At 66.7% G+C, this 25,878-nt stretch carries 27 protein-coding genes and 1 tRNA gene; 11 read left to right on the top strand and 17 right to left on the bottom strand.

Annotated elements, in window-relative coordinates; all coding sequences use genetic code 11:
- The first annotated feature begins 41 nt into the window (after window positions 1-41).
- Entirely contained in the window at window positions 42-548 is a 507-nt protein-coding gene (locus KBZ12_RS11000; RefSeq protein WP_254958005.1) for a hypothetical protein, read from the top strand.
- Between the two features lie 1,099 nt (window positions 549-1,647).
- Here the strand turns inward: KBZ12_RS11000 and KBZ12_RS18525 are convergent.
- Both KBZ12_RS18525 and KBZ12_RS10990 read right to left on the bottom strand, forming a co-directional pair.
- A complete protein-coding gene (locus KBZ12_RS18525) occupies window positions 1,648-3,108 on the bottom strand; it encodes a calcium-binding protein (protein ID WP_315859421.1) in 1,461 nt (486 codons plus the stop codon).
- Between the two features lie 268 nt (window positions 3,109-3,376).
- Window positions 3,377-4,948 (bottom strand): photosystem II high light acclimation radical SAM protein, encoded by a 1,572-nt coding sequence (locus tag KBZ12_RS10990; RefSeq protein ID WP_254958004.1) that lies wholly within the window; start codon window positions 4,946-4,948, stop codon window positions 3,377-3,379.
- 223 nt (window positions 4,949-5,171) lie between these two features.
- Here KBZ12_RS10990 and psbA point away from each other — a divergent pair, with 223 nt between their 5' ends.
- From psbA to aroC, 3 genes are all read left to right on the top strand, one after another.
- On the top strand, window positions 5,172-6,251 hold the full coding sequence (gene psbA, locus KBZ12_RS10985) for a photosystem II q(b) protein (RefSeq protein WP_254958003.1): 1,080 nt from the start codon (window positions 5,172-5,174) through the stop codon (window positions 6,249-6,251).
- A gap of 97 nt (window positions 6,252-6,348) precedes the next feature.
- Window positions 6,349-7,254, top strand: a complete 906-nt coding sequence (locus KBZ12_RS10980; protein ID WP_254958002.1) for a methyltransferase domain-containing protein — start codon at window positions 6,349-6,351, stop codon at window positions 7,252-7,254.
- 48 nt (window positions 7,255-7,302) lie between these two features.
- A complete protein-coding gene (gene aroC, locus KBZ12_RS10975; protein ID WP_254958001.1) occupies window positions 7,303-8,391 on the top strand; it encodes a chorismate synthase in 1,089 nt (362 codons plus the stop codon).
- Between the two features lie 8 nt (window positions 8,392-8,399).
- Here aroC and KBZ12_RS10970 read toward each other — a convergent pair whose 3' ends face one another.
- From KBZ12_RS10970 to psbO, 4 genes are all read right to left on the bottom strand, one after another.
- Window positions 8,400-9,080 carry a bifunctional 4-hydroxy-2-oxoglutarate aldolase/2-dehydro-3-deoxy-phosphogluconate aldolase gene (locus KBZ12_RS10970; RefSeq protein ID WP_254958000.1) on the bottom strand — a complete coding sequence of 227 codons (681 nt, stop codon included), beginning with the start codon at window positions 9,078-9,080 and terminating at the stop codon, window positions 8,400-8,402.
- Entirely contained in the window at window positions 9,019-10,863 is a 1,845-nt protein-coding gene (ftsH3, locus tag KBZ12_RS10965; RefSeq protein ID WP_254957999.1) for an ATP-dependent zinc metalloprotease FtsH3, read from the bottom strand. Before ftsH3 ends, KBZ12_RS10970 begins: the two co-directional genes overlap by 62 nt.
- Before the next feature lie 66 nt (window positions 10,864-10,929).
- Window positions 10,930-12,099, bottom strand: coding sequence for a sulfate adenylyltransferase (sat, locus tag KBZ12_RS10960; protein WP_254957998.1), 1,170 nt, complete (start codon window positions 12,097-12,099; stop codon window positions 10,930-10,932).
- Window positions 12,100-12,226: 127 nt separating this feature from the next.
- Window positions 12,227-13,039 carry a photosystem II manganese-stabilizing polypeptide gene (gene psbO / locus KBZ12_RS10955; protein WP_254957997.1) on the bottom strand — a complete coding sequence of 271 codons (813 nt, stop codon included), beginning with the start codon at window positions 13,037-13,039 and terminating at the stop codon, window positions 12,227-12,229.
- 112 nt (window positions 13,040-13,151) lie between these two features.
- Here psbO and KBZ12_RS10950 point away from each other — a divergent pair, with 112 nt between their 5' ends.
- Entirely contained in the window at window positions 13,152-13,490 is a 339-nt protein-coding gene (locus KBZ12_RS10950; protein ID WP_254957996.1) for a hypothetical protein, read from the top strand.
- Here the strand turns inward: KBZ12_RS10950 and coaBC are convergent.
- Complete coding sequence (gene coaBC, locus KBZ12_RS10945) at window positions 13,456-14,787, bottom strand: bifunctional phosphopantothenoylcysteine decarboxylase/phosphopantothenate--cysteine ligase CoaBC (protein ID WP_254957995.1); 1,332 nt, start codon at window positions 14,785-14,787, stop codon at window positions 13,456-13,458. The genes KBZ12_RS10950 and coaBC overlap by 35 nt on opposite strands.
- Entirely contained in the window at window positions 14,777-14,995 is a 219-nt protein-coding gene (locus KBZ12_RS10940; RefSeq protein WP_254957994.1) for a DUF2555 domain-containing protein, read from the bottom strand. The genes coaBC and KBZ12_RS10940 overlap by 11 nt, the downstream gene beginning before the upstream one ends.
- A 46-nt stretch (window positions 14,996-15,041) precedes the next feature.
- Here KBZ12_RS10940 and KBZ12_RS10935 point away from each other — a divergent pair.
- Together KBZ12_RS10935 and KBZ12_RS10930 are read left to right on the top strand one after the other, a co-directional pair.
- Window positions 15,042-15,114, top strand: a tRNA-Ala gene (locus tag KBZ12_RS10935).
- Window positions 15,115-15,247: 133 nt separating this feature from the next.
- The gene (locus KBZ12_RS10930; protein ID WP_254957993.1) at window positions 15,248-16,951 is read left to right on the top strand and encodes a tyrosine-type recombinase/integrase; all 1,704 of its coding nucleotides are present in this window, start codon (window positions 15,248-15,250) and stop codon (window positions 16,949-16,951) included.
- A 9-nt stretch (window positions 16,952-16,960) separates the two neighbouring features.
- Here KBZ12_RS10930 and KBZ12_RS10925 read toward each other — a convergent pair whose 3' ends face one another.
- The 4 genes from KBZ12_RS10925 to KBZ12_RS10910 all read right to left on the bottom strand — a co-directional run bounded on the left by KBZ12_RS10925 (window position 16,961) and on the right by KBZ12_RS10910 (window position 19,511).
- Entirely contained in the window at window positions 16,961-17,260 is a 300-nt protein-coding gene (locus KBZ12_RS10925; protein WP_254957992.1) for a HigA family addiction module antitoxin, read from the bottom strand.
- A gap of 28 nt (window positions 17,261-17,288) precedes the next feature.
- Window positions 17,289-17,567 (bottom strand): type II toxin-antitoxin system RelE/ParE family toxin, encoded by a 279-nt coding sequence (locus KBZ12_RS10920; protein ID WP_254957991.1) that lies wholly within the window; start codon window positions 17,565-17,567, stop codon window positions 17,289-17,291.
- A 341-nt stretch (window positions 17,568-17,908) separates the two neighbouring features.
- Window positions 17,909-18,361, bottom strand: a complete 453-nt coding sequence (locus tag KBZ12_RS10915; protein WP_254957990.1) for a hypothetical protein — start codon at window positions 18,359-18,361, stop codon at window positions 17,909-17,911.
- 82 nt (window positions 18,362-18,443) lie between these two features.
- A complete protein-coding gene (locus KBZ12_RS10910; protein WP_254957989.1) occupies window positions 18,444-19,511 on the bottom strand; it encodes a hypothetical protein in 1,068 nt (355 codons plus the stop codon).
- 416 nt (window positions 19,512-19,927) lie between these two features.
- Between KBZ12_RS10910 and KBZ12_RS10905 the strand changes: the two genes are divergently transcribed.
- The 3 genes from KBZ12_RS10905 to KBZ12_RS10895 all read left to right on the top strand — a co-directional run bounded on the left by KBZ12_RS10905 (window position 19,928) and on the right by KBZ12_RS10895 (window position 23,449).
- Entirely contained in the window at window positions 19,928-20,230 is a 303-nt protein-coding gene (locus KBZ12_RS10905) for a hypothetical protein (RefSeq protein ID WP_254957988.1), read from the top strand.
- A gap of 167 nt (window positions 20,231-20,397) precedes the next feature.
- Window positions 20,398-22,470: a virulence-associated E family protein gene (locus KBZ12_RS18520; RefSeq protein WP_254957987.1), complete on the top strand. Its 2,073-nt coding sequence runs from the start codon at window positions 20,398-20,400 to the stop codon at window positions 22,468-22,470.
- Window positions 22,471-22,873: 403 nt separating this feature from the next.
- The gene (locus KBZ12_RS10895; protein ID WP_254957986.1) at window positions 22,874-23,449 is read left to right on the top strand and encodes a helix-turn-helix domain-containing protein; all 576 of its coding nucleotides are present in this window, start codon (window positions 22,874-22,876) and stop codon (window positions 23,447-23,449) included.
- A gap of 109 nt (window positions 23,450-23,558) precedes the next feature.
- Here the strand turns inward: KBZ12_RS10895 and KBZ12_RS10890 are convergent, their stop codons facing one another.
- The 5 genes from KBZ12_RS10890 to KBZ12_RS10870 are packed head-to-tail and all read right to left on the bottom strand — an operon-like array spanning window position 23,559 to window position 25,687.
- The gene (locus KBZ12_RS10890) at window positions 23,559-23,969 is read right to left on the bottom strand and encodes a hypothetical protein (RefSeq protein ID WP_254957985.1); all 411 of its coding nucleotides are present in this window, start codon (window positions 23,967-23,969) and stop codon (window positions 23,559-23,561) included.
- Window positions 23,969-24,685 carry a recombinase family protein gene (locus KBZ12_RS10885; RefSeq protein WP_254957984.1) on the bottom strand — a complete coding sequence of 239 codons (717 nt, stop codon included), beginning with the start codon at window positions 24,683-24,685 and terminating at the stop codon, window positions 23,969-23,971. The genes KBZ12_RS10890 and KBZ12_RS10885 overlap by 1 nt, the downstream gene beginning before the upstream one ends.
- Entirely contained in the window at window positions 24,682-24,921 is a 240-nt protein-coding gene (locus tag KBZ12_RS10880) for a hypothetical protein (RefSeq protein ID WP_254957983.1), read from the bottom strand. Before KBZ12_RS10880 ends, KBZ12_RS10885 begins: the two co-directional genes overlap by 4 nt.
- Window positions 24,918-25,331, bottom strand: a complete 414-nt coding sequence (locus tag KBZ12_RS10875) for a hypothetical protein (RefSeq protein WP_254957982.1) — start codon at window positions 25,329-25,331, stop codon at window positions 24,918-24,920. Before KBZ12_RS10875 ends, KBZ12_RS10880 begins: the two co-directional genes overlap by 4 nt.
- Complete coding sequence (locus KBZ12_RS10870) at window positions 25,328-25,687, bottom strand: hypothetical protein (RefSeq protein WP_254957981.1); 360 nt, start codon at window positions 25,685-25,687, stop codon at window positions 25,328-25,330. Before KBZ12_RS10870 ends, KBZ12_RS10875 begins: the two co-directional genes overlap by 4 nt.
- Here KBZ12_RS10870 and KBZ12_RS10865 point away from each other — a divergent pair.
- Entirely contained in the window at window positions 25,677-25,847 is a 171-nt protein-coding gene (locus tag KBZ12_RS10865; protein ID WP_254957980.1) for a hypothetical protein, read from the top strand. The genes KBZ12_RS10870 and KBZ12_RS10865 overlap by 11 nt on opposite strands.
- Window positions 25,848-25,878 lie beyond the last annotated feature (31 nt).

The following is a 25,878-nucleotide window of genomic DNA, read 5'->3' as shown; positions in this document are numbered from 1 at the left end:
AGCCCGGGACGGGGAAGCCGGTTGGGCCTCAGAAGATCAGAATGTTGCTGTCCTGCGGGGCGGGCGAGGCCGGCGGCGTCGTACCAGAGGGCATTGCCGTTGTAGATGATGCGCTTGCCGGGGTCGAAGGCCGAGCTGAAATCGCCAGAGGCGAGTTGCTTGAGATAAGTGGTGGGGCCCAACACAGTGGAGAGGCCGGTGAAGGCGGCATCATCGAGCCAGATCTGATCCCCCTGTCCCCCGGTACCGCTGTCATCGGTGATCGTGTCGGCCGCACCAAGCTTGGCGAACACGAAGGCGTCGGCGCTGGCCCCACCGGTGAGGGTGTCGAACGCAACGTCGTTGACGGTATTGGAGCCAAAGCTAAGTGCGGAGTTGTTGGCGGAGATTGCGTTCACCACGGCCAGGCCGCCGTCGAAGAAGAAGTTGCCCGAGATGATGAGGTTGGCCAGTTTGACGGGCGTCTGACCGTCGCGTACGACGATGCCGAAGCCACTGGCCCCCCACAGGGACAGGGCGTTGCGATAGCCGGCTTCATCGAATGGTGAATTGGTGACTGTGATCTGGGGACCATTGGCCAGCAGGAAGGCCGATCCATAGGTGGTGGGGTTGTTGGCGAAAAAGCTGCCGCCTCCCTGACCGGTGAGAGCTGCGTTGATGTTGTTGAACGTGAGGCTGGTGGAGACAGCCACATCCATGTAGTTACCGAACGGCGCTCCTTCCCCGGTTCCAACAGCGCCGCTGTGCACACCGGCAAAGGTCACACGATCGAGGGAGACGGTACCGATTCTGTTGGTGATGCCACTCAGGCCGCCACTCGTGTAGACCTCGCGACTCCCGACTGGAGGGTGTAGCCGCTTCCATTTGGGGACGTGTAGGCATTGAACGTCTCGCCGTAGGATAGTCGAAGGTTATTGATTGTGATCCCGACAGGAACGCCGGAACTTCTGTCGCTTTGAGCGGTGTAGATCCGGGCGTTGCCGGTGATGATGGTATTGCGCGTGTGATTGTTGCCACTACTGCAGCCTGTGAAGGTGAGAGTCTTGGTCCCGAAACGGGCGAAGGTGTTGGGATTGCGAAGCTGGGTCTGGTCCGGGATCGGAGTGAAGGAGGTGGCGGAGCTGCGAATGTCGTACAGACTTCGCCGATGTCGATCGTCTGCCCGGTGAGGACACCCGTGGTGGCAGCCATGATGGCCAAACGCAGATTGAAGTAATCGTTGCTGCCGATCCTGATGAACTGAGTCATGACACCGGAGGCTGACGAGTTAGGAAAAATGAGAGACGCTGGAATTTCTTTACGGGAGCCCCAGGGGAGTCCCCTCATCAGAAGCCACACTTCTGAAAAAACCTTAACCAGACTCGTCAGCACTCTACGCAATATCCTTATTCCTTAACGACGCAGGAACTGTTGCTTAGCCCAGCCGAGGGGACGCTACACCAGGGCGGTGAGCAGGCGCCAGTAGAAGCCGCGCTCCAAGATCACCATATCGCGTACGGTGAAAGCAGGGCGGCAGGAAAAGAAGTTTTCGCTGTAGGCTTGAGCGGCGGACTCTGGGAGGCGAATGCCAGTGGCTGCGAAAGCGCGCCATAAAAAAGGGCCCGCTGGTAGAGCGGGCCAGGTTCGGTGGAGCAAACTTAAGCAGACTTAGACAGCAATGAAATTTGAATTGGTGAAAGCATTAGTCAGTGGACCAGACGTCAAGTTGGTAAAGTTTGCGACTAATTGACGGCCTGCAGTATCTCCCCAGTCATTATCAAAATAAAGCTGCGCATTGCTCACTGTTGAATTGTACCCGAGCAAATAAGCATTTGTCAAACCTGCCAGCGTAAAGCTGGTGAATTCTAAAGTGGATACCCCTTGGGTACGCTCGATGACTTTATTACTATCTGCTATTGTAATGAAAGTGTTGTCGACGACGGTAGCGTAATCAGCTGCAGCCAGAGTGCTACCTGGAGATGTATTGTTAAAGATATCAATGAGCGCAATTTGGTCCTCCGTAGTGCTGAAATCAGTGATAGTGTCTGTTCCATCACCAGTAGCCCATTGGAATTGATCATTTCCAGATCCACCGGTGAGCATATCTGCACCCAATCCTCCGATCAACGTGTCATTGCCAGCCCCACCCAGAATAAAATCATCGCCGGCGAGGCCGCTGATGCTGTCAGCGCCATCATCGCCACTGATCCAGTCGTTGGCGGCAGTCCCCGTGATCGTGTCGGCAGCCTGGCCGCCGGCAATCAGGTTGGAAAAGCTGGAGCCATTCACCGTGACTGCCCCCGCGAGGGAGGTGGAACCTGCCGTGGCCTTCACGAATTTCAGGGCCAGGCCAGCACCGGTGAACACGTTGGTGCCCGAAAGGGTGGGCGTGCCGAGGACGGGATCGTTGACACGGATGCCGTAGCCCCCTGCGATCGTGGCAAATGTGTTGTCATGGAGGGTAACCGAACCAACATTGCCGTAGAGATCGAGGTAGGAGCCATCCTGGAAGATGTTGTCCGTGAGATTGGCTACGACGCTGCCGAGACGGTTGCCCTCGGGACGCACTGTGTCGTTGGAGGAGCGGAAGAAGGTGTTGCCGGTGAGGGTGTAGTTACCAGCGACAGTCGATCCGAAGGTGAGGAAGTTGAAGGAGCTGGCGTAACCTGCTTCATCGAAGGTGCTGCTGGAGATGGTTACAGGGCCATTGTTGTTCCAGCTATGCAGGAAAGCAGAACCTCCGGTGGTGCCGAGGAAGCCACCCTGACCAGTGAGGTTGGCTCTGACACCAGTCAGGGTCAGCGATGTGTTGAGCGGAGCTGCGGCATTGAAGCTGCGCAACGACATGTAGAGGTTGCCGTTGCCATTCCAACCCCTGTGGACACCGGTGATCAGGACATTCTCCAGCGTGATCGAACGGGCGGCCGTTGAGGAGACGCTGAGCAGGGCGCCGTTATCGGCGGCGCCAGACGAGGTATAATTTAATGTGAGATTTTTTACGATTCCGGGCGCAAAGGCGCTATCGACATTTTGTTGATAGATGCGAGTATTAACAAGCTTTGCTGAATTTGCCAGAACGCTTGATGTACCCTGAATTGTATAACCATTATACCGGGATGCTTTCGGCACGAAGCTGCTTCTCTGTCCCAGCGTGAGGACGGAGTACTGATCAGCAGTGCTTCCATTTAGAGTAATGACTGGATCGGCACCAGTGACCGCCTGAATGGCGCCTCTGAGCTGAGGGCTTGTGTTTACGGTTGGCATAGCCGAAGATGTAGTTGTGTCAATCCTAGCAGCGCTGGCCCAGGGACGGAGAGCGTCACGAAACGGTCACAATTGCAACCACGAGGCTTAAGCGCCTATTAAGGTCCGGCAGCTTCAAGCGGGGCAGGGCCGTTCAGCGCACAGCCGTGGCCAGCGCCGCCCTCCCCTCCACCGGAGCCCGCAAGGCCTCCTCAAGGGGAGCGCTGCCGAAGTCCCGCTCCAGCAGGTCCATCACGGTGCGGCCGAAGTCGGCCGGGTTGCGCTCAAAGGCCTCAAGGCAGATCCGGCCGAACACCCGACCCATCGGCTCGGGGTTCCAGAGCAGCTGGCGGGCGGTCCAGGGCATCAGGCTCATCGGGTCGTAGCCGGGCTTGAGCATCCCCTGGTCGAAGGCGTACTGCTCCAGGTGGGTGTGGGGCTGGAGGCCGATGAAGAAAATGGCCGGCTCCACCTTGTCGGCGCCGAAGATGCGCTCCAGTTCCCGGTGGTAGGCGATCGTCTGGCGGATGGTCTCGGGCCGCTCATCGATCACATTGAACGAATAGTTGACGGAGACATGCTCGTGGAAGCCGGCCGCCGCCAGCAGGCGGCAGTTCTCCAGCACCGTGCGCAGGTTGTAGCCCATGCGCATCTTGCGGACGAGCTCCTGGGACCCCGAGGTGATGCCGATCTCGAAGTAACTCATCCCTGTGGCCACCATCAGTTCGGCCAGCTCGGCGTCCAGGTTGTCGGCACGGATGTAGGCGGCCCAACGGATGTCCCTCAGTCCCTCGGCCTGAATGGCCCGCAGCAACTGCTTGGCATCGTCGATGTAGCGCCTGGCCGGGATGAACTGGGCATCGGTGAACCAGAAGCCCCGCACGCCGCGGTCGTACAACTGGCGCATCTCTCGCACCACCTCGTCGATGGGGTTGACGCGCACGGCCTTGCCCTCCACCACCGTGTAAACGCAGTAGCAGCAGTTGTGGGGGCAGCCGCGTTTGGTCTGGACCCCGACGTAGAAGTCGCCGCCGTCGAGGTACCAGTTCAGCTGGGGCCAGATCGAAGCGATGTAGTCGTAGTCGCAGGCGGTTTTCTCCAGGCCCGCCGGCTGCTCGTGGATCAGGCCTGGACGGGGAACCTCCCCCACCACATAACAACGCTCCGCCTGCAGCGACTGGCCGCGGATCAGCTTCTCCAGCAGCCCTTCCCCCTCCCCCACCGACACAACGGAACCGGTGGGCAGGCCGCGGCCCAGCTGCTCATAAAAGACGCTCACGGCCCCGCCACCGATCACCACCCGGGCCCCGGGGCTGTGCCGACTGGCGCGCCGCAGACCGCGGCGCACCAGTCGCAGGTTGCGCCACAGCTCTCCGTAATAGGAGCCCATCAGCCGCAGTCCGCCCAGCGCCCCGCGCAGGCGCTTGAGGGGACTGGAGGAATAGAACACCTCAAAGGAGTTCTGCAGCGGATTGCCGCCCCGGCCATCCACCGGCGCATAGATCTGAATGTCCCGCCAGGAGAACACCAGCAGGGTGGGGCGGAACTGGTCCACCACCTCCATCAGCACCCGCTGGACATCGAGCAGGGGCACGGCCGCCAGATCCAGGATGCGCTGGGGCAGGCCGGGGAAACACTTGTGCAGGTGATCGGCCAGGTAGATCGGGCCGATCGGAAAGATCGGATTGCAGGGCAGCCGCACCAGCAGCACCCGTTGGTCGCTCACGGCTGGCGCAGCTCGAGGGGGTTTCCGGACGCTAACAAGCTTGTCCTGGCCGCTGGCGGCCGGGTCCCGCCCCACGCCGGGCAGAAGCACAGATTTTCTTCATGAAGGCGCCACTCACACTCCGCAACACTCTGTTACAGTCACCGCAGGTGGGATTCCGCCTCTACCTCTCTCACCGGATCGGCGTTATCGCGTCTGCCTGGTGTTACCTTCTTTCGCACTCATGACCGCCACTCTCCAGCAGCGCTCCGGCGCTTCAGTGTGGAACCAGTTCTGTGAGTGGGTCACCTCCACCAACAACCGTCTTTATGTCGGTTGGTTCGGTGTGCTGATGATCCCCACCCTGCTGGCTGCCACCATCTGCTTCATCGTCGCTTTCATCGCGGCGCCCCCCGTCGACATCGACGGCATCCGTGAGCCCGTCGCCGGCTCCCTGATGTACGGCAACAACATCATCTCCGGCGCCGTTGTTCCTTCCAGCAACGCCATCGGCCTGCACTTCTACCCCATCTGGGAAGCCGCCAGCCTCGACGAGTGGCTGTACAACGGTGGCCCCTACCAGCTTGTGGTCTTCCACTTCCTGATCGGCGTCTTCGCCTACATGGGCCGCGAGTGGGAACTCTCCTACCGCCTGGGCATGCGCCCCTGGATCTGCGTCGCCTACTCCGCTCCCGTGGCGGCCGCCAGCGCCGTGTTCCTGATCTACCCCTTTGGCCAGGGTTCTTTCTCCGACGGCATGCCCCTCGGCATCAGCGGCACCTTCAACTACATGCTGGTGTTCCAGGCTGAGCACAACATCCTGATGCACCCCTTCCACATGCTGGGTGTGGCGGGTGTGTTCGGCGGCTCCCTGTTCTCCGCCATGCACGGTTCGCTGGTGACCTCCTCCCTAGTGCGTGAAACCACCGAGAGCGAGTCCCAGAACTACGGCTACAAGTTCGGCCAAGAGGAAGAGACCTACAACATCGTGGCTGCCCACGGTTACTTCGGTCGCCTGATCTTCCAATACGCCTCGTTCAACAACAGCCGCAGCCTCCACTTCTTCCTGGCGGCCTGGCCGGTGGTCGGCATCTGGTTCACCGCCCTGGGCGTGAGCACGATGGCCTTCAACCTGAACGGCTTCAACTTCAACCAGTCCATCCTGGATGGCCAGGGCCGGGTGATCAACACTTGGGCCGACGTGCTCAACCGTGCCGGCCTCGGCATGGAAGTGATGCACGAGCGCAATGCGCACAACTTCCCGCTCGACCTGGCGGCCGCCAGCGCCACTCCCGTGGCCCTGACCGCCCCGGCCATCGGCTGATCCGGTTCACCCCGGTTCTCTGGAATCCCCCTGATGTCCTGATCCTGGTCCTACCTTGATCGCCTCCGAACCCCCTGCCTGCGCAGGGGGTTTTTTGTTGGCTCCAGGCTTCGGCCCCGATGGCGTCTGGCAAGCTCGATGGCAGCAATCGCCAGCCCGCCTGACTGCGCCGGATCCCCAGGCCCCAGCCACCAGCAACGACACCTACGTGCTGGGAAACGATGCCGTGGAACTGGACCGGCTCCGGCTGCAGCACGACCTCTGGCGCCCCATCCTGCTGGCGGCCCTGGGGCGGACCGCGCTCAGCCCGGGGGAGCGGGTGATCGACCTGGGCGCCGGCCCGGGCTTCGTGGCCCAGGATCTCGCCAGGATCGTGGGCCCCACCGGCCAGGTGCTGGCTCTGGAGCAGAACCCGGCCTATGTGGAGCATGGCCAGCGCCTGGCCCTGGAGGCTGGCCTGGGCCAGCTGGAGATGCGTTGCCATGACCTGCTGCGCGATCCCCTGCCCGCCGGCGCCTTCGACCTCGTCTGGTGCCGCTGGGTGGCGATGTTCCTGCCGGAGGTCGAACCCCTGCTCGATCCGTTGCGGCGCTGCCTGGCCGCGGGCGGCCGGGTGCTGTTCCACGAATACGTCCACTGGGACACCTTTGGCCTCCATCCCCACGGCAAGGCCATCGCCCGCTTCAGCCGGGCCGTGCAAGGCAGCTTCCGGCAGGCCTGCGGCGACCCGGACATCAGCCGCCGGCTGCCCTCCCTGCTCGCAGCCAGGGGGTTCGTGATCGAGGATCTGCAGCCGCTGCCGGTGCTGGGGCGGGCGGGCGAATGGCCGGCCCGCTGGCTGGAGATGTTCGTGACGCTGTACGGCCCCAAGCTCCAGGCCCTGGGGCTCTGGAGCCCGGATGATGCCGAGGCGGCCAGGCTCGAGATCAAAGCGAGCCGGGCCGATCCCGGCAGTTTCTGGATGGGCCCCACCATCCTGGAGGTCAGGGCCCGAAAGGCCTGATCACTTCACCACCACCGCTTCGTAGTCTCGCGCCAGTCAAAGGACGCCATGGGCAGCAGCTTCGGCCACCTCTTCCGCATCAGCACCTTCGGTGAATCCCACGGCGGTGGCGTGGGGGTGATCGTCGATGGCTGCCCGCCGCGGCTGTCGCTCGATCTGGAGGCCATCCAGGCGGAGCTCGACCGCCGCAAACCCGGCCAGAGCAAGATCACCACCCCCCGCAAGGAAGACGACCGGGTCGAGGTGCTCAGCGGCGTCCTCGATGGTGTCACCCTCGGCACGCCGATCGCCATGGTGGTGCGCAACAGGGACCAGCGCCCCCATGACTACCGGGAGATGGAGGTGGCCTTCCGTCCCTCCCACGCCGACGCCACCTATCAGGCCAAGTACGGCATCCAGGCCCGCAGCGGCGGCGGCCGGGCCTCGGCCCGGGAAACGATCGGGCGGGTGGCGGCCGGCGCCATCGCCAAGCAGCTACTGGCGAAGGCCCACGGCACCGAGGTGATCGCCTGGGTGAAGCGCATCCACACGATCGAGGCCAGCATCGATCCGGCCACCGTGAGCCTGGAGGCGGTGGAGGCCAACATCGTGCGCTGCCCCGATGGCGCCACGGCGGAGCGGATGATCGAGCGGATCGAGGCGATCGGCCGGGATGGCGATTCCTGCGGTGGCGTGATCGAATGCCTGGTGCGGCGGCCACCGGTGGGTCTGGGCATGCCCGTGTTCGACAAGCTGGAGGCGGATCTGGCCAAGGCGCTGATGTCCCTGCCGGCCACCAAGGGCTTCGAGATCGGTTCCGGCTTCGGCGGCACGCTGCTGCGGGGCAGCGAGCACAACGATGCCTTCCTGCCCAGCGAGGACGGCCGCCTGCGCACCGCCACCAACAACTCGGGCGGCATCCAGGGGGGCATCAGCAACGGCGAGGAGATCCGGCTGCGGGTGGCCTTCAAGCCCACCGCCACGATCCGCAAGGAGCAGCAGACCATCGACGCCTCCGGCGCCGCCACCACCCTGGCGGCGAAGGGACGACACGATCCCTGCGTGCTGCCGCGGGCCGTGCCGATGGTGGAAGCGATGGTGGCCCTGGTGCTGGCCGATCACCTGCTGCGCCAACAGGGCCAGTGCAGCCTCTGGTGATCGGCTGATCAGGGCCGCTCTGGCAGCGCGGCCAGCAGCTGGCGCAGGGGTTCCGCATCCAGGGGGGCCAGGGAGGCCCCCAGGGCGACGGCATCGACCCCGGCCTGCAGCCAGGGGAGAACATCGCCCGGGCTCAGTCCGCCGGCGGCAATGCAGAAGGGCAGTGGAGCCCCCAGGGGATCCATCAGGCGCCGCCAGTAGCCGATCCCCAGCGTGGCGGCCGGGAACAGCTTGACGATGGCGCAGCCCAGGGAGCGGGCCCGGTTCACCTCCGTGGGTGTCATCACGCCAGGCACCAGGGTGAAGCCGGCCGCGGCCGACCTCGCCAGCAGGGCCCCGTCGAGGATGGGGGAGACGCCATAGGAAAAACCGGCCTCCAGCGCCGCCTCCAGGGCGGCTTCGCCGCAGATCGAGGCGGCCCCCAGACGCAGATCCGGAAAGCTGGCGATCAGCTGCTGGCACTGGGCGATCCAGTCGGCGCCGGGGCCCCAGGCGATCTCAATGTGCCGCACCCCCAGATCACGCAGCTGCTCGAGCTGGGGCACCAGCAGGGAGGGCTGCCGATGGCGAAGCACCACCAGCAGGGGCTGGTGGTGCAGCGACTGGATCAGGGACGCGGAAGGAGACCTAGACGTAGGCCGCCACCGTGACGTTGCGGGAGATGAGCAACTCCTGGAGCTCCTCGGCATCCACCGTCTCCTTCTCCACCAGGATCTCGGCCAGCTCATCGAGCACGGCCCGGTTGGCGAGCAGCACGTCGGTGGCCCGGCGGTAGGCGTCCGCCACCAGCTGGGAGACCTCCTCATCGATGGCGGCGGCGGTGTCTTCGGAGAAATCCCGCTCGGCGGCGATGTCGCGGCCGAGGAACATGCCGCCCTGGGCACGGCCGAGGGCCACCGGGCCGAGGCGGTCGCTCATGCCGAAGCGGGTCACCATCTGGCGGGCCACACGGGCCACCTGCTGGAGGTCGTTGGAGGCCCCGGTGGTGACTTCGTCCTCGCCGTAGACGATCTCCTCGGCGACGCGGCCGCCGAGGGCGACCGCCATCTGGTTCTGCAGGTAGGAGCGGGAGTACAGGCCCGACTCCATCCGCTCTTCGCTGGGGGTGAAGAAGGTGAGACCGCCGGCCTGGCCGCGGGGAATGATGCTGATCTTCTGGACAGGGTCGTAATCGGGCATCAGGGCCCCCACCAGGGCGTGGCCGGACTCGTGGTAGGCCACCAACCGCTTGCGGCGCTCGCTCATCACCCGGTCCTTCTTCTCAGGGCCGGCCATCACCCGCTCGATGGCGTCGTTGACCTCATCCATCGAAATTTCGGTGAGCTGATGGCGGGCCGCCAGAATCGCCGCCTCATTGAGCAGGTTGGCCAGGTCGGCACCGGTGAAGCCAGGGGTGCGGCGGGCCACCTTGTCGAGGTCCACGTCCTTGGCGAGGGTCTTGCCGCGGGCATGGACGCCGAGGATCTGGAGCCGGCCGGCGTAGTCGGGACGATCGACCACCACCTGGCGATCGAAGCGGCCGGGACGCATCAGGGCCGAATCGAGCACGTCGGGACGGTTGGTGGCGGCCACGATGATGATGCCGGTGTTGCCCTCGAAGCCGTCCATCTCGGTGAGCAGCTGGTTGAGGGTCTGCTCCCGTTCGTCGTTGCCGCCACCGAGGCCGGCGCCGCGCTGGCGGCCCACGGCGTCGATCTCATCGATGAAGACGATGCAGGGGGCGTTCTTCTTGGCCTGCTCGAACAGGTCGCGGACCCGGCTGGCGCCGACACCCACGAACATCTCGACGAACTCCGAACCGGAGATCGAGAAGAACGGCACACCCGCCTCACCGGCCACCGCCTTGGCCAGCAGGGTCTTGCCGGTGCCGGGGGGGCCCACCAGCAGCACACCCTTGGGGATCTTGGCCCCCACCGCCGTGAAGCGGTCAGGGTTCTTGAGGAAGTCGACCACCTCGGTGAGTTCGAGCTTGGCGCCCTCGATGCCGGCCACATCGCCGAAGGTGACCTGGGTCTGGGGCTCCATCTGGACCCGAGCCTTGCTCTTGCCGAAGTTCATGGCCTGGTTACCGCCGCCGCCCTGGGCGCGGCGCAACAGAAAGAACAGGCCGCCAAGCAACAGCAGCGGGAAGATCAGGCTGCCGATCGCCTGCTGCCAGGCCGCCGGCTCCCGGTTGGGCTGCACGGCGATGTCGACGTTGTGGTCGGTGAGCAGCTTGAGCAGGTCCTTGTCGGGGGCCAGGTTCACCACGGCGCGCTGGCCGTCGTTCTCCACCACCTGGGCAGTACCCCGGTCGGGGGAGATCAGCACCCGGGAGATCTCGTTGGACTGCACGGCCTCGACGAAATCGCTGTATCGCAGGGTGCGGGGGGCCCGTGCCGGGTCAGGGCGCTCCAGGAAGGCGGTGCCCACCGCGATCATCACGATCACCAGGAGCACGTAGAGCCCCGCATTGCGCCAGCGTTTCTTCACGACCCTGTCTCCTGTGTGAGAATGAAAGTAACAGAATGTTAATCGGCGTCCGCGGTCGGACGGGGCTCAGGCCGCGGCCCTGAGCACCTCCACCACGCTACGGAAGGCGAACCATTCCGGGATCTCCTCACCGCCGCGCAGCATCTGGCGGAACTGGGTGCCGCTCAGCTTGCGGATGTGCAGCCCCCGGGCCTGGGCATGCTCGGCGGTGACGTAGCCCTCCTCCTCGGTGTAAACGAGGTTGAGGGACGGCACCGTTTCCATGCCCAGCTCGGTGGCCTGGTCGCGGGCGAAGTCCTGGGCCTCGTAGGGGCCGTAGAAGTCGTCCCCGCTCAGGGACGATTTGCAGCCCGCCATGTCGCGGCCGATGATGAAGTGGGTGCAGCCGTAGTTCTTGCGGATGATCATGTGCTGCAGGGCCTCGCGCGGGCCGGCCATGTGCATCGCGTAGGGAAGGTAGGCCCAGCGGATGCGGGGGTTGGCCACCTCGGCCGCCAGGCGCTCATAGGTGGCGAAGCGCACCTCGCCGGCGATGTCGTCCTCCTGGGTGGGGCCGCAGGTGGGGTGCACCAGCACCACCGCGCCCTTGCTCACGTTGGGCGCCTCAAGCGCCCGGGTGAACAGTTCGTAGTGGGCCCGGTGGATGGGGTTGCGGCACTGGAAAGCCACCACGTCCTCGCCCGCCGGCAGGGTGGCGCGCACCTCGGCGGGTGTGCTGCAGGGGAACACCCGCTGCGGCAGAGCCAGACCTTGGAGGCGTCCGCCCAGGTAGAAGCGGCCCCGCTCGGTGGCGATCATGCGCACCGCCGGGTGCTCCAGGGAGGTGGTGCCGTAGCAGCCCTTGGCCTCGACCACCTTGTCCGGCTCCCAGCGGCTTTCCACGGTGAGCACGGCCAGGTCCTGCCCCTGGTAGGTGAGCAGCAGCCGCTCGCCCACGGCGATGGAGGCGTCGTCGGTGTCGAAGACGATCGGCAGGCCGAACAGCAGACCGCTGGTGGTGCGGTGGCCCGCCACCACCGCCTCGTAGTCCTCCTGGTGCATGAAGCCGCGCAGGGGCGAGAAGCCACCCACGATCAGCAGCTCCACGTCGCAGGCGTTGCGATGGCTGCAGTCGACCACCCGGTCCACAGCGGCCCGCATCCCCTCCTGCTGGTCGGTGGGCACCATCAGATCGACGAGAGTGCCGCCATGGGGGGCGATCAGGTCGGAGTGAGGGGCGTTATGGGCGAGCGTCATGGCGACGGGCCGGGGCGTTACGGGGGATCGGTGCCATCCTCCCAGACCGGCGTTCGGCCCTGAAAAAGGGGCCCTGAGGCCCCTTCGCTGAACGGCTGATGGCAGGGAGAGCCCCAGGCCGGCGCGATCAGATCTGCTCGAGACGACCGAAGATCTCGCCGGTGATCTTGACGTCGACGACGTCCTTGGTGCCCATGTCGGTATCCGAGGGCTGAATGGCGGTGAACACCCCGGCGAATTCCCCGGTGCTTGGATCCACCTTGGTGATCGAGAGGTCCATGGTGCCGGTGCCATCCACGTAGCGCTTGACGGTTTCACCGGTGAACTCATCACCGGCGGGGACCAGGCCCACAGCACTGCTGTAGCCGGTGGTCAGGCCCCGGCCCTTGGGATCGAGGAAGTTGCTGGTGCGGTAGCTGGGGGCGCGGTACTTGCCCTTCAGATCGGTGCTGGTGGAGAACGACGTGCCATCGGAGGAGGCCAACAGCTCCTTGCTGGAGAAGGTGAAGGGAACTTCCTCTCCACCGGGCAGCAGCACGGTGATCGGCTGGAAGTCGATGCCACCGAGCTCCTTGAAGCTGAGGCCATCCGCTGTCACGGCGAGGTCGCCATAGACCTGATCAAGGCTGGAGGTGAAGCGGGTGAGGATCTTGCCGGCGACGAACTGGGCTTCCTGGCGCTTGTTGGCCGGCTCCCCCTTCACGAACACCTCGGAGGGGTGCATGCAGATCTCCTTCAACTGGTAGCGGGCCGAGGGATCCAGGGAGATCGTGCCGCGGGCGGAGTCGGGCAGGGTCGGGCAATCGTTGGCCAGACCGGTGTTGTGGATGTCTTCGTAGGTGAGGTTGGCCCGATCAACGGCCTTGGCCCCGCCGCTGCATGCGGACACCAGGGTCAGGCACAGAGCCAGCACGAGGGCCAGCAGGGGACGGAAACGCATGGGGAGAAGCCGCAGAGACGAAACGGGAACTGGGCTGGCCGGGATCCTACCGGTGCAAAACGCCCATTCCAGGCGGCTTGCGTGGGCTCTCAACAACCTGTATGAGAGGACGATGTCCCTGAGCCGCACCCACCCGATCGACGACTCCACGCCCTTGGCGCCGCCGCCCCCAGCACCGGCCGCCCCCGACCTGCAGGAGCCCCTCGACGCCCTGCTCCGGATCGCCGAACAGCGCGCCCAGGAGCCCGAAGCCCTGCTCGACCTGCTGCGTCGCATCGAACATCTGCACCGCAGCATCCAGGACGGCCCCTTCCGCAACAGCCTGCCCAGCGACCGCAACGGCCTGTTCACCCTGCTCTCCGAGATGGAAAGCAGCGGCGGCTGGCCCTACATCCCGCGGCTGCAGTTGCGCACGTTCATGGATCTGCTGGCGCCCGAACCGGAGCCCTGAGCGCCATCGCCTCGGCCAGCGCCGTGAGCAGGTCGTGGGCAAGGGCCAGTTTCCCCATGGGGCCAACGTGGCGTTGCCGCTCCCCCGGGCCGAGCAGCCAGCCCTCGTTGCTGGCCGCCCCAAACCCCGCGCCAGCGCGGTCGATCGGATTGGCGAACAGAAGGTCGCAGCCCTTGCGGGCGAACTTGACCCGTGCCTGCTCCAGCAGCTCACCGCTCTGGGCCGCGAACCCCAGGATCGCCTGAGCCGGCGGACGGCGTTGCACCAGGCCCGCCAGCAGATCGGGCACCGGCTCCCATTCGCTGCGCAGCGCGTCCGCCAGGGCCTGCTTGGGGAGCTTGGTGGGCTCCGGGGCTCGGCGCCGGTGGTCGGCAACGGCGGCGGCCATGGCGATGGCATCGGCGCCGCCCTGCAGCCGCTCCAGGGCCGCCTGCATCGCCGCAGCCGTGGCGACGGGATGGCAGTGCAGCCCCTCCAGCCACTCCGGCGTGACCGCGAGGGGACCATGCACCAGGTCAACGCTGGCGCCGCGCAGGCGGGCGGCCTGGGCCAGCAGCACGCCCATGCGGCCGGTGCTGGGGTTGGTGAGGCAGCGGGCCGGATCCAGGGGCTCCCGGGTGGGGCCCGCGCTCACCAGCAGGCGGCGCCCCCGCCAGTCGCGGCGGCAACCGGCCAGCAGCAGCGACTCCAGGGCCAGCAGCAGCAGCTCCAGGGCGGCCATGCGCCCATCACCGACCCGGTCACAGGCCAGCAGGCCGCTGCCCGGCTCCAGGGGCAGCACCCGCTCCCAGCCCTGCAGCTCCCGCCAGTTGCGGCGCACCGCCGGGGCGGCCCACATGGCGCTGTTCATGGCGGGGGCGGCCAGCACGGGGGCCTCGCAGGCGATCAGGGTGCTGGCCAGCAGGGTGTCGGCCAGGCCATGCACCCAGCGGGCCAGGCTGGTGGCGCTGAGGGGGGCCAGCAGCACCACCTCGGCCCACTCGGCCAGCTCGATGTGCAGGGGCCGGGCCGCCCGGTGGCTCCACTGGTCGGACTCGACGTGGCAGGGGGCACGGCTGAGGCTGGCCAGGGCGACCGCGCTCACCAGACGCTCGGCGCTGGGGCTGAGCACGCAGCGCACCTGGGCCCCCCGCTGCACGAGCGCACTGACCAGCTGCGGCAGCTTGACGGCGGCGATGCTGCCGCTGATCAGCACCAGCACCCGGCGCCCGGCGAGGGGGTCGGCGGGGGCGGCTGGGACTTTGGAGGCCCCCGTCAGATCCACACGCCGCTCCTCAGCGCCCTCCTCACTCCTCATCGAAGGGTTCCTGATCCACCAGATGGACGTAGGGCTGGATCAGGTCGGGGCGGTGGATGGCCAGGGCCCGCAGCAGGTGCCAATCGGCGAGGCCAGCGAACGGTGTGGGGTAGTCGTCGTCCTCGAGGCGACGGGCGAGTTCGGCGATGGACGCGTCGTCGAAGGCCGCGAGCCGTTCGGGGGTGATGGACAGGCTGGAATCAACCAAGGTGGCGGCCGGGAAGGGGGACGGGATGGCGATAATGGCGATCGAAGGGGAATTAGCTCAGCTGGTAGAGCGCTGCGATCGCACCGCAGAGGTCAGGGGTTCGAGTCCCCTATTCTCCATGGTCTCACATTAGTTCGCTTGCCAGCACTGAGATCCCAGTCGTCTCAAGGGTAGTCAGGCATAGGCTGGGTGCAGCTTTGGGTGCAGCGTTGGGTGCAGAGCAGTTCTCCACATAGCCCTCCGGCGGCTGCCTTGAGCCTGCCCTACCTGGTGCTGCGCGGGGCGGCCAAGCTGGCCTACTACAAGCGCCGGGTGCCGCCGGAGCTGCGGGCCTCCATCGGCCGCTCGACCTTCACCGCTCGGCTCAGCGGGGCCCCTGGGAGCAGGGAGTTCAGGCGGGCCTATGACCTGATCCACGGCCAGGCAGAAGCCGCCCTGGCTGGCGCTGAGGCCCTGCCCAAGCTCTCGGCCCAGGAGCAGTTGGGGGTGGCCGGCCGGTGGGCTGCGCTGGCCCCACCGCAAACCCGGGAAACGGGCTTCGACGCCATGGAGGCCCAGGCCGTGCTGCTGGCCCTCGACGAGCTCCAGATCGTGCTGCCCTTCCCCCTGGGTGAGGAGTGGCAAGCGCCCCCGGTGGTGGCCAGGGATTCCGACGTGGTGGAGGTGGTGCGGCGCATGACGCAGAGGATCGAGACCATCCCGCACCCCAGCTTCTGGCACCAGGACGCGGAAGTGCTCTACGGCGAGATGACCCCCGAGGCGGCGCTGGCCCACCTGGCGGAGACTGTGGCCCGGTGCCGGCAGGGGATCAGCAGCTGGATCAAGGAGGCCCGCCAGCAGCTGAAGGCCCTGGGGCTGACGGTGGCCGCGGCCGAAGTGCAGGCGGTGGCCCTGCGGCTGGTGACCACGGCGGTGCACCTGAGCCGACAAGTGGCCGAGATCGAGGCCGGCCGGTTGCCCGATCCCCTGCCCGCCTTCCCACCCCCGCCGGTGGGGAATGGATCGCATGGTGGCGGGGGGCGGCTCACCTTCGAGACGGCCCTGGAGCGGTGGGTGAGGCTGCGGCAGCCGGCGCAGAAATCCCAGCTGGATGCCGCGGCCCGGCTGCAGGAGCTGGCCCAGCACTCCGGCCACAACCTGCTGGAGCAGCTGACAGCTGCAGAGGTCGCCGGTTGGCGGGATGCCCTGCTGGAGGGGGGCACGGCGAGCACGGCGAAGCGGAAGCTGGCCCTGGTGCGGGCGGTGTTGGCCGCCGCCGCCGGGGATGGGGTGCCACTGCAGGGTGGGGTGCTTGAGCGCCTGGCTGGCCGCGGCCTGAGGGATGCCACCGGCGTTCGGCGTGAGCGGCGACCCTTCACCGAGGCCGAGGCGGGGACGCTGTGGCGGGTCAGCCGGCAGCAGGGTGGCGGTCGCCCCCTGGATCGCTGGGCATTCCCCCTTGGCCTGGCCCTCGGCGCACGTCTCGAGGAGCTGGCGGGGCTACGGCGGGAGGACGTTCAGCAGGCCGAAGGGTTCTGGGTGGTGGCGATCCAGCCGACCACTGACCGGCGGCTGAAGAACGACAGCAGCGCCCGCCTGCTGCCGATGCCGGAAGTGCTGATCACCGAGGGGTTCGCCGATTGGGTGCTGCAGCAGGGGCCTGGCCTGCTATTCCCTGAGCCACCGCCGCCGGCTACGGATCCACGGCTGAGCCATTACGCGTCCGTCCGGCTGGGGAAGCTGCTCCGAGGCCAGGCCGGCATCGAGGACCGCTCAGCGGTGTTCCATTCCTCCCGACATTACGTAGCCCAGCAGTTGGTGGACGCCGGAGCTGAGCAGAGGATGATCGAGCAGATCCTGGGTCACACCTCCAGGTCGATGACGGCCCGGTACAGCCGTGGCGGGGTGCCGATGGCGTTGCTGAAGGAGGCCATGGAGCGGCGCAGCTGGGGGTGGGTGCCGGGGCCGACAGGATGAACGGCAGGCTCAGGCCGGCGCCGGCTGGTAAGGATGGATCCCTTCCAGTTGGTCGGCGATCTCGCGGCGCTGCACCTCCAGGTCATGGAGGGCCTGGACCCGGAGCCAGTAGCCCTCGCTGAGCCCGAAGAAACGGCACAGCCGCAGGTCGGTATCGGGGGTGATGGCGCGGTCGCCTCTGAGGATCGCCACGACCCGGGTGAGGGGGACGCCAATCTCTTTGGCCAGGCGGTAGCTGGTGAGACCCATAGGCTCCAGGAACTCCTCGCGCAGGAGCTCGCCGGGGGTGATGGGAGATAGCTGGGCCATGGTGCCCTCCGTGGTGGTGGTGGCAGGTTCAGTGGTAGTCGACGATCTCGACGTCATCGGCGCCGCCGTCGCTCCAGATGAAGCAGAGGCGGAACTGATCGTTGATCCGGATGCTGTGCTGGCCGCGGCGATCCCCAGAGAGGGGTTCGAGGCGGTTCCCGGGTGGGACTTGCAGATCGTTCAGGGTCTCGGACACCTGCAGCTGGCGCAGCTTGCGCTGGGCCACCCGCTCAAAGGCGATGAACCGCCGGACGCGGGCACCGTTGGCGAGGGCCTGGGTGTCCGCACAGCGGAACGATCGGATCATGCAGGTATGGTAACGCGAGACGTAACTAGTGGAGCGTTGCGGGGGTTCGGCAGGTTGGTGGTGCCGATCGTTGCGGCCTGATGCCTGCACCTCGAACGCCGCCGCCACGTCGTGCGAACGAGCAGGCCACGATGCTGAGGCGGCCGCTGGATCGGCACCCCGGCGCTGACTTCCTCCTGGTGCTGCAGGACCCGAGCGGGGCGTCACCGGCGCCGTCCACCAGGGGCGGGTGCTTGGTCCAGCCGAGGCCTTGGCGCTGCGGCAGGCGCACCCGTGGGAGCCGTCTGGAAGGGGATGACGGCCGCGGCGCCCACCCCCAAACCGCAGCTCCGATCAAGTAGTTACTTGTCCTCCTTCGCTGTCGGATTCCTCGGCGTGAACTTACCTGTCAAGCAGTATCCCAGCCACTCCGGAATCACTTGAGGAACAATAAGCTCACTGTGATCGCGGCCAACGAGAGTTTTCATGGACGAATGAACTCGCGCTGATCCTAGCTTGATACAGAGATCGTATTGAGACCACCGCTGCTTAAGGTCGCCGTTGAGCATTGATTCAATCTCTTTGAGTGCTTTCCTTGTTTCAGCTCGACGCGTGGCATTTTCTTGCGCTTCGTTCTTGTCGCTTCGGATACGCTCAAATCGGGCCTTTTCAAGATTGGCCCTGTAGACTCCAGTCTGCACTCCAAAGAACACGGCAATCACAAGACCTGCAATGGCGACCACCCATAAACATCCAGACGAAGGCCCAGAGCCACTGGTCACGATGGTTTTCCGTGATTCGGATTCTTCCGCCATGGCAGCTATCGGTAGTTGGAGCCTTTCGTCAGGTCTGCAGAGGTAGCTGGGTGATAGTCACAAGGCTTAGGTGGGCAGCCAATCACTGGAACTTCACCCTGGCCCGGTGCTTAGCCTCCATCTGTTCGAGCCGCGCCTGCCTGGCCCTACTGACCTCCTCAGCGGCCCTGAGGTTCGCGCGGTATTTCTCAGCATCGGCGAGAGCTTGGTGGATCTCCGCTTCCGATGTGCCGGGGAACCTGAAGCAGGTCATCCCCTCCAGCCTGCAGGCCTGCTTCCGATCCTGCTCCTCCCAATCCCAGTCGTCCCAGTCCCACCCGGTCCAGTCCCAAGGCCGTTCTGGCCACAACCTGTCTGGCACTTGGTCGTCTCCACCCTTCCGCAGGGTGTGGATGCCGACCCGGGCGGCATAGATCACTCGAAGCAGCTCCTTGGCCGCGAGCTGCTCCCAGCAGCGGGGCGAAAGAATCACCTCTCGGAAGGAATCTTCGGGGCTGATCTCGGAGGCCAGACGCACTGGACGCGACTTATTGTGCCTCAAGCCGGGGTGGAGGGGCATCAACTCCTCGGCCACCCACTGCGCAGCCGCCAGGGGATCCTCATTGGTGGCCTGGCCCACCATTGGCCGCCGCAGCAGGGCCAATATCAGAGTTCGCTCCTCCTCATCGACCGCGACGAACACAGCCCGGGAGGGATCGAGGAACCAGCCGGGGTCGCAGAGCAGGCGCTGGGCCGCGGCGATCAGATCAGCGAGGCGGGGATGCACCCGGATGGCCGACAGCGGAGCTTTGAGCAAGTCCTCGCGGTGCAGGCGCAGGGCCTCCTGCGTGAGCTTGGCCGCCCGGTTGAGGCTCGGGAGTTGGGTATCAAACCGGCTGGGGATCTTCCGGCGCGTGCCCGCATGTGCAGCCCGTGCCGCCTCGGCGTCATCTTCTGCATCCCGAAGTAGTTCGGGCTCGTAGAGGAGGGCCTGGAGGCCCGCGCTCGCGGCGGGCCAAGCCTGCACAGGCTCTACGCCGGTCTCCAGCAGCACCTCCAGTAAGCCCTTCGGGTGAAGGTGCAGGCTGGACGGCAGTGAGACGGTCGGGAGCGGTAAGCGGTGTCCACCACCCCTGGTGGTCGTGGCGCTGGCGGCGGTGCGTGACGCCATCGGTGGGGGGTGGCTCGTAGTGGACAAAGGCTAGGGCAAGTCCTACGCTGAGACCACTGTCAGCACCTCCAGGCCCGAATCGCGGGGGCCGGTGCAATGGATCGCCGCACTAACCCCCTACTCCCATGCGATCGAACGCAAAGGGAGGGCCGGGAGTTGGTGGCCATCGGAAACCGATCCAGGCAGCCGCCTCACCCAGGCTCTTCTCGCTCATTCACCGGGCCGCGGCCCACAGCAACATCAGCGTTAGCGGCTTCGTTCGCCGCGCATTGGCGGATTACGTCGGCCGTATCGAACTGCCGCCTGAGCTGGTTATTGAGATCCAGGCAGACGTGGCGGATACGGTCGCTTGGGGCCACCCAAGTCCGGCGAGTGTGATCCCCACCAAGTCCACCCCCGCAGGGGAGGGCTGAGCGATGGCCGCCTACAACAAAGCCCCGAGGGATGGCGACCCTCAGGGCAATGCCCCAGCTCCGAAGAACAGGGTTGGATTGGACGCCTACGGCCCCATTCTGCCATTCCCAACCAGGAGAGAGTCCCAGCTGCTTGCCCGTCGCATCGGCCAGCTCCGCACCCCCCGGTCCCTGGGCGTTGCCGGGCTGCAGGCCGCCGCCGGCCGCATCATCGATGCCCACCCGGACTGCCCCATTCGGGCCTCGCGTCTGGTTGACCGGCTCATCGTCGCCATGGATCTGGCGAAGTGCGAGGGCCGGCCATGACTTCTGCGATCAGCAGCAGGAGCCAGCGTTCCAGCCTGCGGAACCCGTGCCCGGTCTGCGGGAGGACCAAGGACGAGGACTGTGAGATGCGGATAGACGGAATGGTGTTCTGTCATCTCGGCTCGACTTGCTCACCGCCACCAGAGGCCCAGCGGCCTGGCGACGTTGTGACAGGGGCCGATGGCCAGCAGTGGGCCTACCTGGGCGACAGCGACCTGGGCAAGGCCATGTTCCGCCTGGATTCCCCCCTGCCCGCCTCCAATGGCAATGGCCGCGGCCGCCGCCCCGCACGGGCGGAGGTATTCGGGGACGCCGTGGCACAGGCTCCACCGGCACCACTACCTGGTGGCCCGATCCGCCTGGCACGGCTGCCAGAGGGGGCCGCTCTGCCCGACCTGAACCGGGAGAGGGCCACCTACACCTACGGGTCGACGCAGCAGACGCGACGCGCCCCGGATGGCAAAGGGGGGAAGAGGATTCGCCCAGCTGTCTGGGGGCCAGCCCACCCAGAAGGCTGTGAGCGGGTCAGGAAGAAAGCCAAGGAGAGGGAATGGAAAGAGCCGGACTGCAGTACCTGGATCAGTGATGGCGGGGATGAACCCTGGCCGCTGTTCCAGCAGCCTCTCGCCATAGCTGCGGTCAGGACCGGCGAGTTCGTGCTGGAGTTTGAGGGGGAACGCTGTGTGGCCATCGCCATGGCGGCCGGATTGGTGGCGATCAGCCAGCCGGGTCACGACCACACTCTCGCCGGCATTGAGGCCCGTTACCGGGCGCTGGCGGCCGACGGGCAGGGCGGCATCGTCTACATCAGTGACCACGATGCAGAGGGCCTCAAGAAGGCCCAGAGGTGCGCTGCAGCGGCGGCAGCTACTGGTCTGCCCTTCATCCATCTACGAGCCGCGGATGTGTGGCCGGGCATCTTGATAAAGGGGTCCATTGACGATGCGCCTGGCACCCCCGCAGACCAGGTTGCCGCGATCGAGGTGGCCCTGCAGCGACATCTTCAGCAGCAGCAGCCCGACGGTGCCAAGGACGGAGCGGTGCAGCACCAGGGGGTACAAGCGTCAGCTGCTGCTCAAAGGGGTGGCATAAGTCCGGCACGACTCCACCCCCACGAGATTGTGCGGAGGCTTCCCGATCGTCTCGGCGGCCAGCCCCGCCTCAACATCCGAACACGGGACGTGCACCTGCCGGACGGGATCCTCACCGGCGATGCAGCAGCCCGCCTCTACCTGCGGCTCTGCAACGAGGTGGAGAAGTGGCCCAAGGAGGCCACGTTCGACGCGGTGCAGCACCTCGCCACCGCGGCCAGCTTCGACCCGGTGATCGAGTACCTCAACGGGCTGGATGCCACCACCGAACCGCTGCCGATGGAGGAGTGGCACCGCCTTGACCTGCTGCTGTTCAACATCGACGACCCGGTAGCAGCGGCCTTCCTGCCCCGCTTCTTCATCACGGCCGTCGCCCGCACCTTCCAACCCGGCTGCATCGGCCGCCAGTGGCCTGTGCTGATCGGGGAGAAAAGCATCGGGAAGTCCGATCTCCCCAAGCTGCTCTTCAACGTCCCCGGCCTGCCGGAGGGGTTCGTCGACAACCCCGGCGACCTGCAACGCGATGGCCTGATGAAGGCCCACCGCAGCTGGTGCGTGGAGCTGGCGGAGCTGAACGGCATCTCCCGACGGGCAGACAAGGAGCACCTGAAGGCCTTCCTCTCCGAGCGCACCGACACCTTCCGCGCTCCCTACTCCCGCGCCCCCGCCTCCCATCCGCGTCGATTCGTTTTCTGGGGCACCAGCAACGGCCCGCCTATGAATGAAGCCGACCCCCGGTTCGTGTGCATCCCACTGCCGGATCGGATGCTGCCCTTCGCTGCCGTGGAGGCGGCTAGGGATGCCATCTGGGCCCGCGCCGTGGCCGAATACCGCGGTCGGACCTGCTGGCACACGGTCACCGATGAGTTCAAGGCTGCGCTCCGCGAGCGCAACGTGGACCACACCGTCACCGACCCCTGGGCTGACCAGGTGGCCGAGTACCTCGCCTCCCGCCAGCAGGGCCAGGACCTCCCGGTCACCATCCCCGACTTGATGGATCAGATGAACCTCGACAGCGGCCAGCGCAACAACAACACCGCCGCCCGGCTGACCGAGCTGGCGGGATCGCTGGGCTGGTTCAAGGGAAAGCTCCGCCCTGCGCCTGGCCTCCCCCAGCGTCTGGGCCTGTGGCCGAGGGACCGCAAGTGAGAACACCGAGCACACCGGCTGAGCAGGGGTGCTCAGCCCGTCCGGACCAGTGGGGGCAACGGATCTCAGCCACTGAGCACACCGAGCACACCTATGTTCCCGAACCTCCCCACGAAAGGAACTGGAGGGAGCAGGAGGAGCCGGAGGAGCAACTGCGGGGAGCTATCTGGCCCTTTTGGTGTGCTCGGTGTCCTCAACCAGTGGTTCCAATGGATCTGCCCTGTTTTTCGGTGTGCTCAGCGGTGTGCTCAGCGCCTGTTGGTGCATCCGTGCACCGACTCCTGAGGCGAGGGATGTGTACCCGCTCCTCCGCTACCCACTGCATCGGTGCGGCGGGTCGATGGGGTGGCGAGGTGTACTTGCAACCCTTCATCAATAACCATTCCCACCGCGATTTCGCCCGATGAAGATCCCAAGACATGAGCGGGTCTCAGGATTCGTGATGTTTCACCACCTCGGCCTGCGGGCGGTGGACCGGCTGGTGCTGGCCAAGGAGCTCAGCCCCAGGGCCCTGTTCGTCCTGATGTCGATTGCGGCCCGGATGCACCCCCTCACGGGCAGGGCGTGGGTCACCACCGTTGAGCTGGCGGCCAGCCACGGCATGGAGCCAGACCACATGAGCAGGCATCTGGGCCCGCTCAAGAGGCTGGGGCTACTGGTCCGTCGCAAGGAGCAGAAGCCGGGGAAGTTGGACCCCTGGGAGCGCCGTTTTCTTCCCGACCCCGCCACCAGGGGCCCCCACAGCGGCCGCCTGTTCATGCAGCTCCACCCGCTGCTGGTGTCGGTGGGCGGTCGCTCGAAGCGGGACAGGGCCCTGGGTGAGTTTCGCCAGGCGATCGGGGACAGGGTGCTGCGGTTTGAGGAGGTGATCGCCGCCATCAAGGCCGAGGACGAGGCCCAGGAGCTGGCCCAGTACATCCGGCAGGAGACCGGGGGCCAGGCCACCCCCGCAGGCATGGGAACCCCGGCCGCGGTCTGAGCACCGCCCCGGCCAGCTGGAGGGCTGGGGGCCAGCCGCTGGGCCAGCACCAGCACCTCCGTGAAGACGCCGGCCGCAGCCATGGGCCCACCAGCAGCCTGGCCAACCCTCAGCCGGCTTCAGGGCCGTCCTGGGTGGCCTTGGTGCCCCGCTCGCCCTGGGAGGCCTGGGAAGCCCGCTGCCGGAACCGCCTGGCCCTCTCCCGCCCCAGTTCTCGCGCCCGCTCCAGATCGGCTTCCCTGTTGCGCTGGCCCCGTGCTCTCTCAGCAGACAAACCCTGCGGGCTCGCGATCCAGCAAGACCAACAGAGCCCGCTGGCAACCCGGTCGGGGCGCTCGCGCAAGGCGGGCTGCAGCTTGGCCCCGCAGCTGGAGCAGGTGGGCAGGATCTCGCCGGCCCTGCGGCGGGCCCTGAGGCGGGCCTGGCGTTCGGCTGCGGTCAACGGCATCGCCTGATTGTCGCCGGGTTTCGTGACGGTCGCCACGGGGCCGGGGCCCTGCTGCTCGGTGGTGGTGGCCATCAGCCCTCGCCGTCCTTGATGAGCCGGTGGACCGCTGACGGGGACGCCTCGATGGCCGCGGCGATCGATCGGATGCTCTGACCATCGGCAGCAAGCCGACGCACCAGCTGTGCCCTGGCGCCGGTGATGGATGCCCGCCGGCCGCCCACCTTCCCCTCAGCCCTGGCGCGGGCCAGGCCGTCCATGGTGCGTTCCCTGATTAGGTCGCGTTCAAACTCACCGATGGCGGCCAGCATCGTGAACAGCAGCCGGCCGGCAGGGGTGCGGGTGTCGATCTGTTGGTCAAGCACCACCAGGTCGATGCCGCGCTGCTCCAGGCCCTGGGCCAGCTCCAGCAGCTCCCGGGTACTCCGTGCCAGCCGATCCAACCGCACGGCCACCAGGGCGTCGCCGGGGCGCAGGTAGTCGAGGCAGGCGGCCAGCTGGGGACGGTCCTTGATCCTGCTGCTGATCGTCTCGGCGAAGGTGCGGGTGCAGCCGGCCGCCTCCAGCCGGAGCACCTGGGCCTGGGCGTCCTGGTCGGTGGTGCTGACCCGCCCGTAGCCGATGCGGGCCCCCTGCCGTTCCGCAAACGGCGGAGCATGCCCAACCGAAACGGAACAGGGTTGCGGGACAGCAGATCCCCTGCCCTTGCGTGGTCGGTCTCGCCCCCGATCCGGTGTGCCGGAATCGGTCGTTTGCGGGACAGCGTCTGGGCGTGTGGTGGTGGCGGTCACGGCGTGGCCTCAGTGGTGGTGGTGGTGGCGATGTCGAACAGGGGGCCCAGGTGGCTGCCATCGGAGAAGGGGAGGACCCCCTGCCGTGCCGTGTCGGCCAGCCGCAGCGCCGGGGGATCCCACTCCCTGGCGGTGGCCCCCTCGATCGGCAGGGCCTCCAGCCGGTAGCGAGTGGGGCGGTCTGGTGCTGGCTGATCGACTCGCCGCCGGATCTGGCGGCCGTGTTTCGTGCTCATCGGATCTCCAGCTGGCGGATGTTGTTCTCGGCGGCCTGTGCCCGGTTGATGTCGAGCCGGCGCAGGTCCCACCGCATCCAGCAGCTGCCAACGAACCGCGCCTGGCGCCCCTGCTGGCCGGGGAACCGCAGCCGGGCGGCCTGCTCAAAGGCGGCCTGCACCAGCTCCCACTGGCACTGGACCAGCTCGCGCCAGTTGTCGGGCAGTTGGTCCGGGTCGATCCCCTGCATCTGCAGCAGGTATCGCTCCTGGTTGTCTGGCAGCGTCGGGCCCTTTGTGGCGGCGACGTAGATCAGGCGCACGGGCAGCGCCAGCGACACGGCCAGCAGGGCGAGTCGGTAGGTGTGGCCAGGACCGAACAGGGCAAGGCTCAGACCCAGGCCCCCGCCGACCCAGTAGCGCAGCTTCACGCGAGCACCTCCAGCAGCTGGGCCCTACGGCCACAGCGGGCCAGGGCACGGTGGCCAGCAGCACGGGCCAGCACCCTCAGCTCGCGCACCGGCAGGGCCTCCAGCTGGGGCATGGGCGCCGCTGTGGCAGCAACGGGGACCGCGGGGATGGATGGGGCAGCCGGCAGCGCTGGAGCCAGCTGCAGGCCCACAGGGGCGGGCCTGGATGGTTTCGGCCTCCACCCGGCACAGGTGAGCATCAGGGCCAGGCTGTGGGCCACCAGGGGCCGGAGCAGCAGGGCCAGGGCCTCGACGGCGGCGGCCGCGGCGACCAGGGCCCGCAGCAGGGCCCGGTCGGTGGTGTCGGTGGTGTTCATCGTTTTGGCGCCCCACCGGGAATTCGGCGTCCGGGGGGCAAGACCAGCTCCAGGGCTCGAACCTGGGCGCCGCCTCTACGGGCTGGCTGGTGGTGGTGGTGCGGTGGTGGTGGTGGTGGTGGTGCCCCCGGACGGCTGGGGGCGGTTCGGCGCGGTTTAGAGCCTGTCGCCGGCTGGCTGGTGGTGGTGGT

Source organism: Cyanobium sp. Cruz CV13-4-11, from assembly GCF_024346055.1.
In the GTDB taxonomy this organism is placed as follows: domain Bacteria; phylum Cyanobacteriota; class Cyanobacteriia; order PCC-6307; family Cyanobiaceae; genus Cyanobium.
This window is presented reverse-complemented; position numbering and strand designations above follow the sequence as displayed.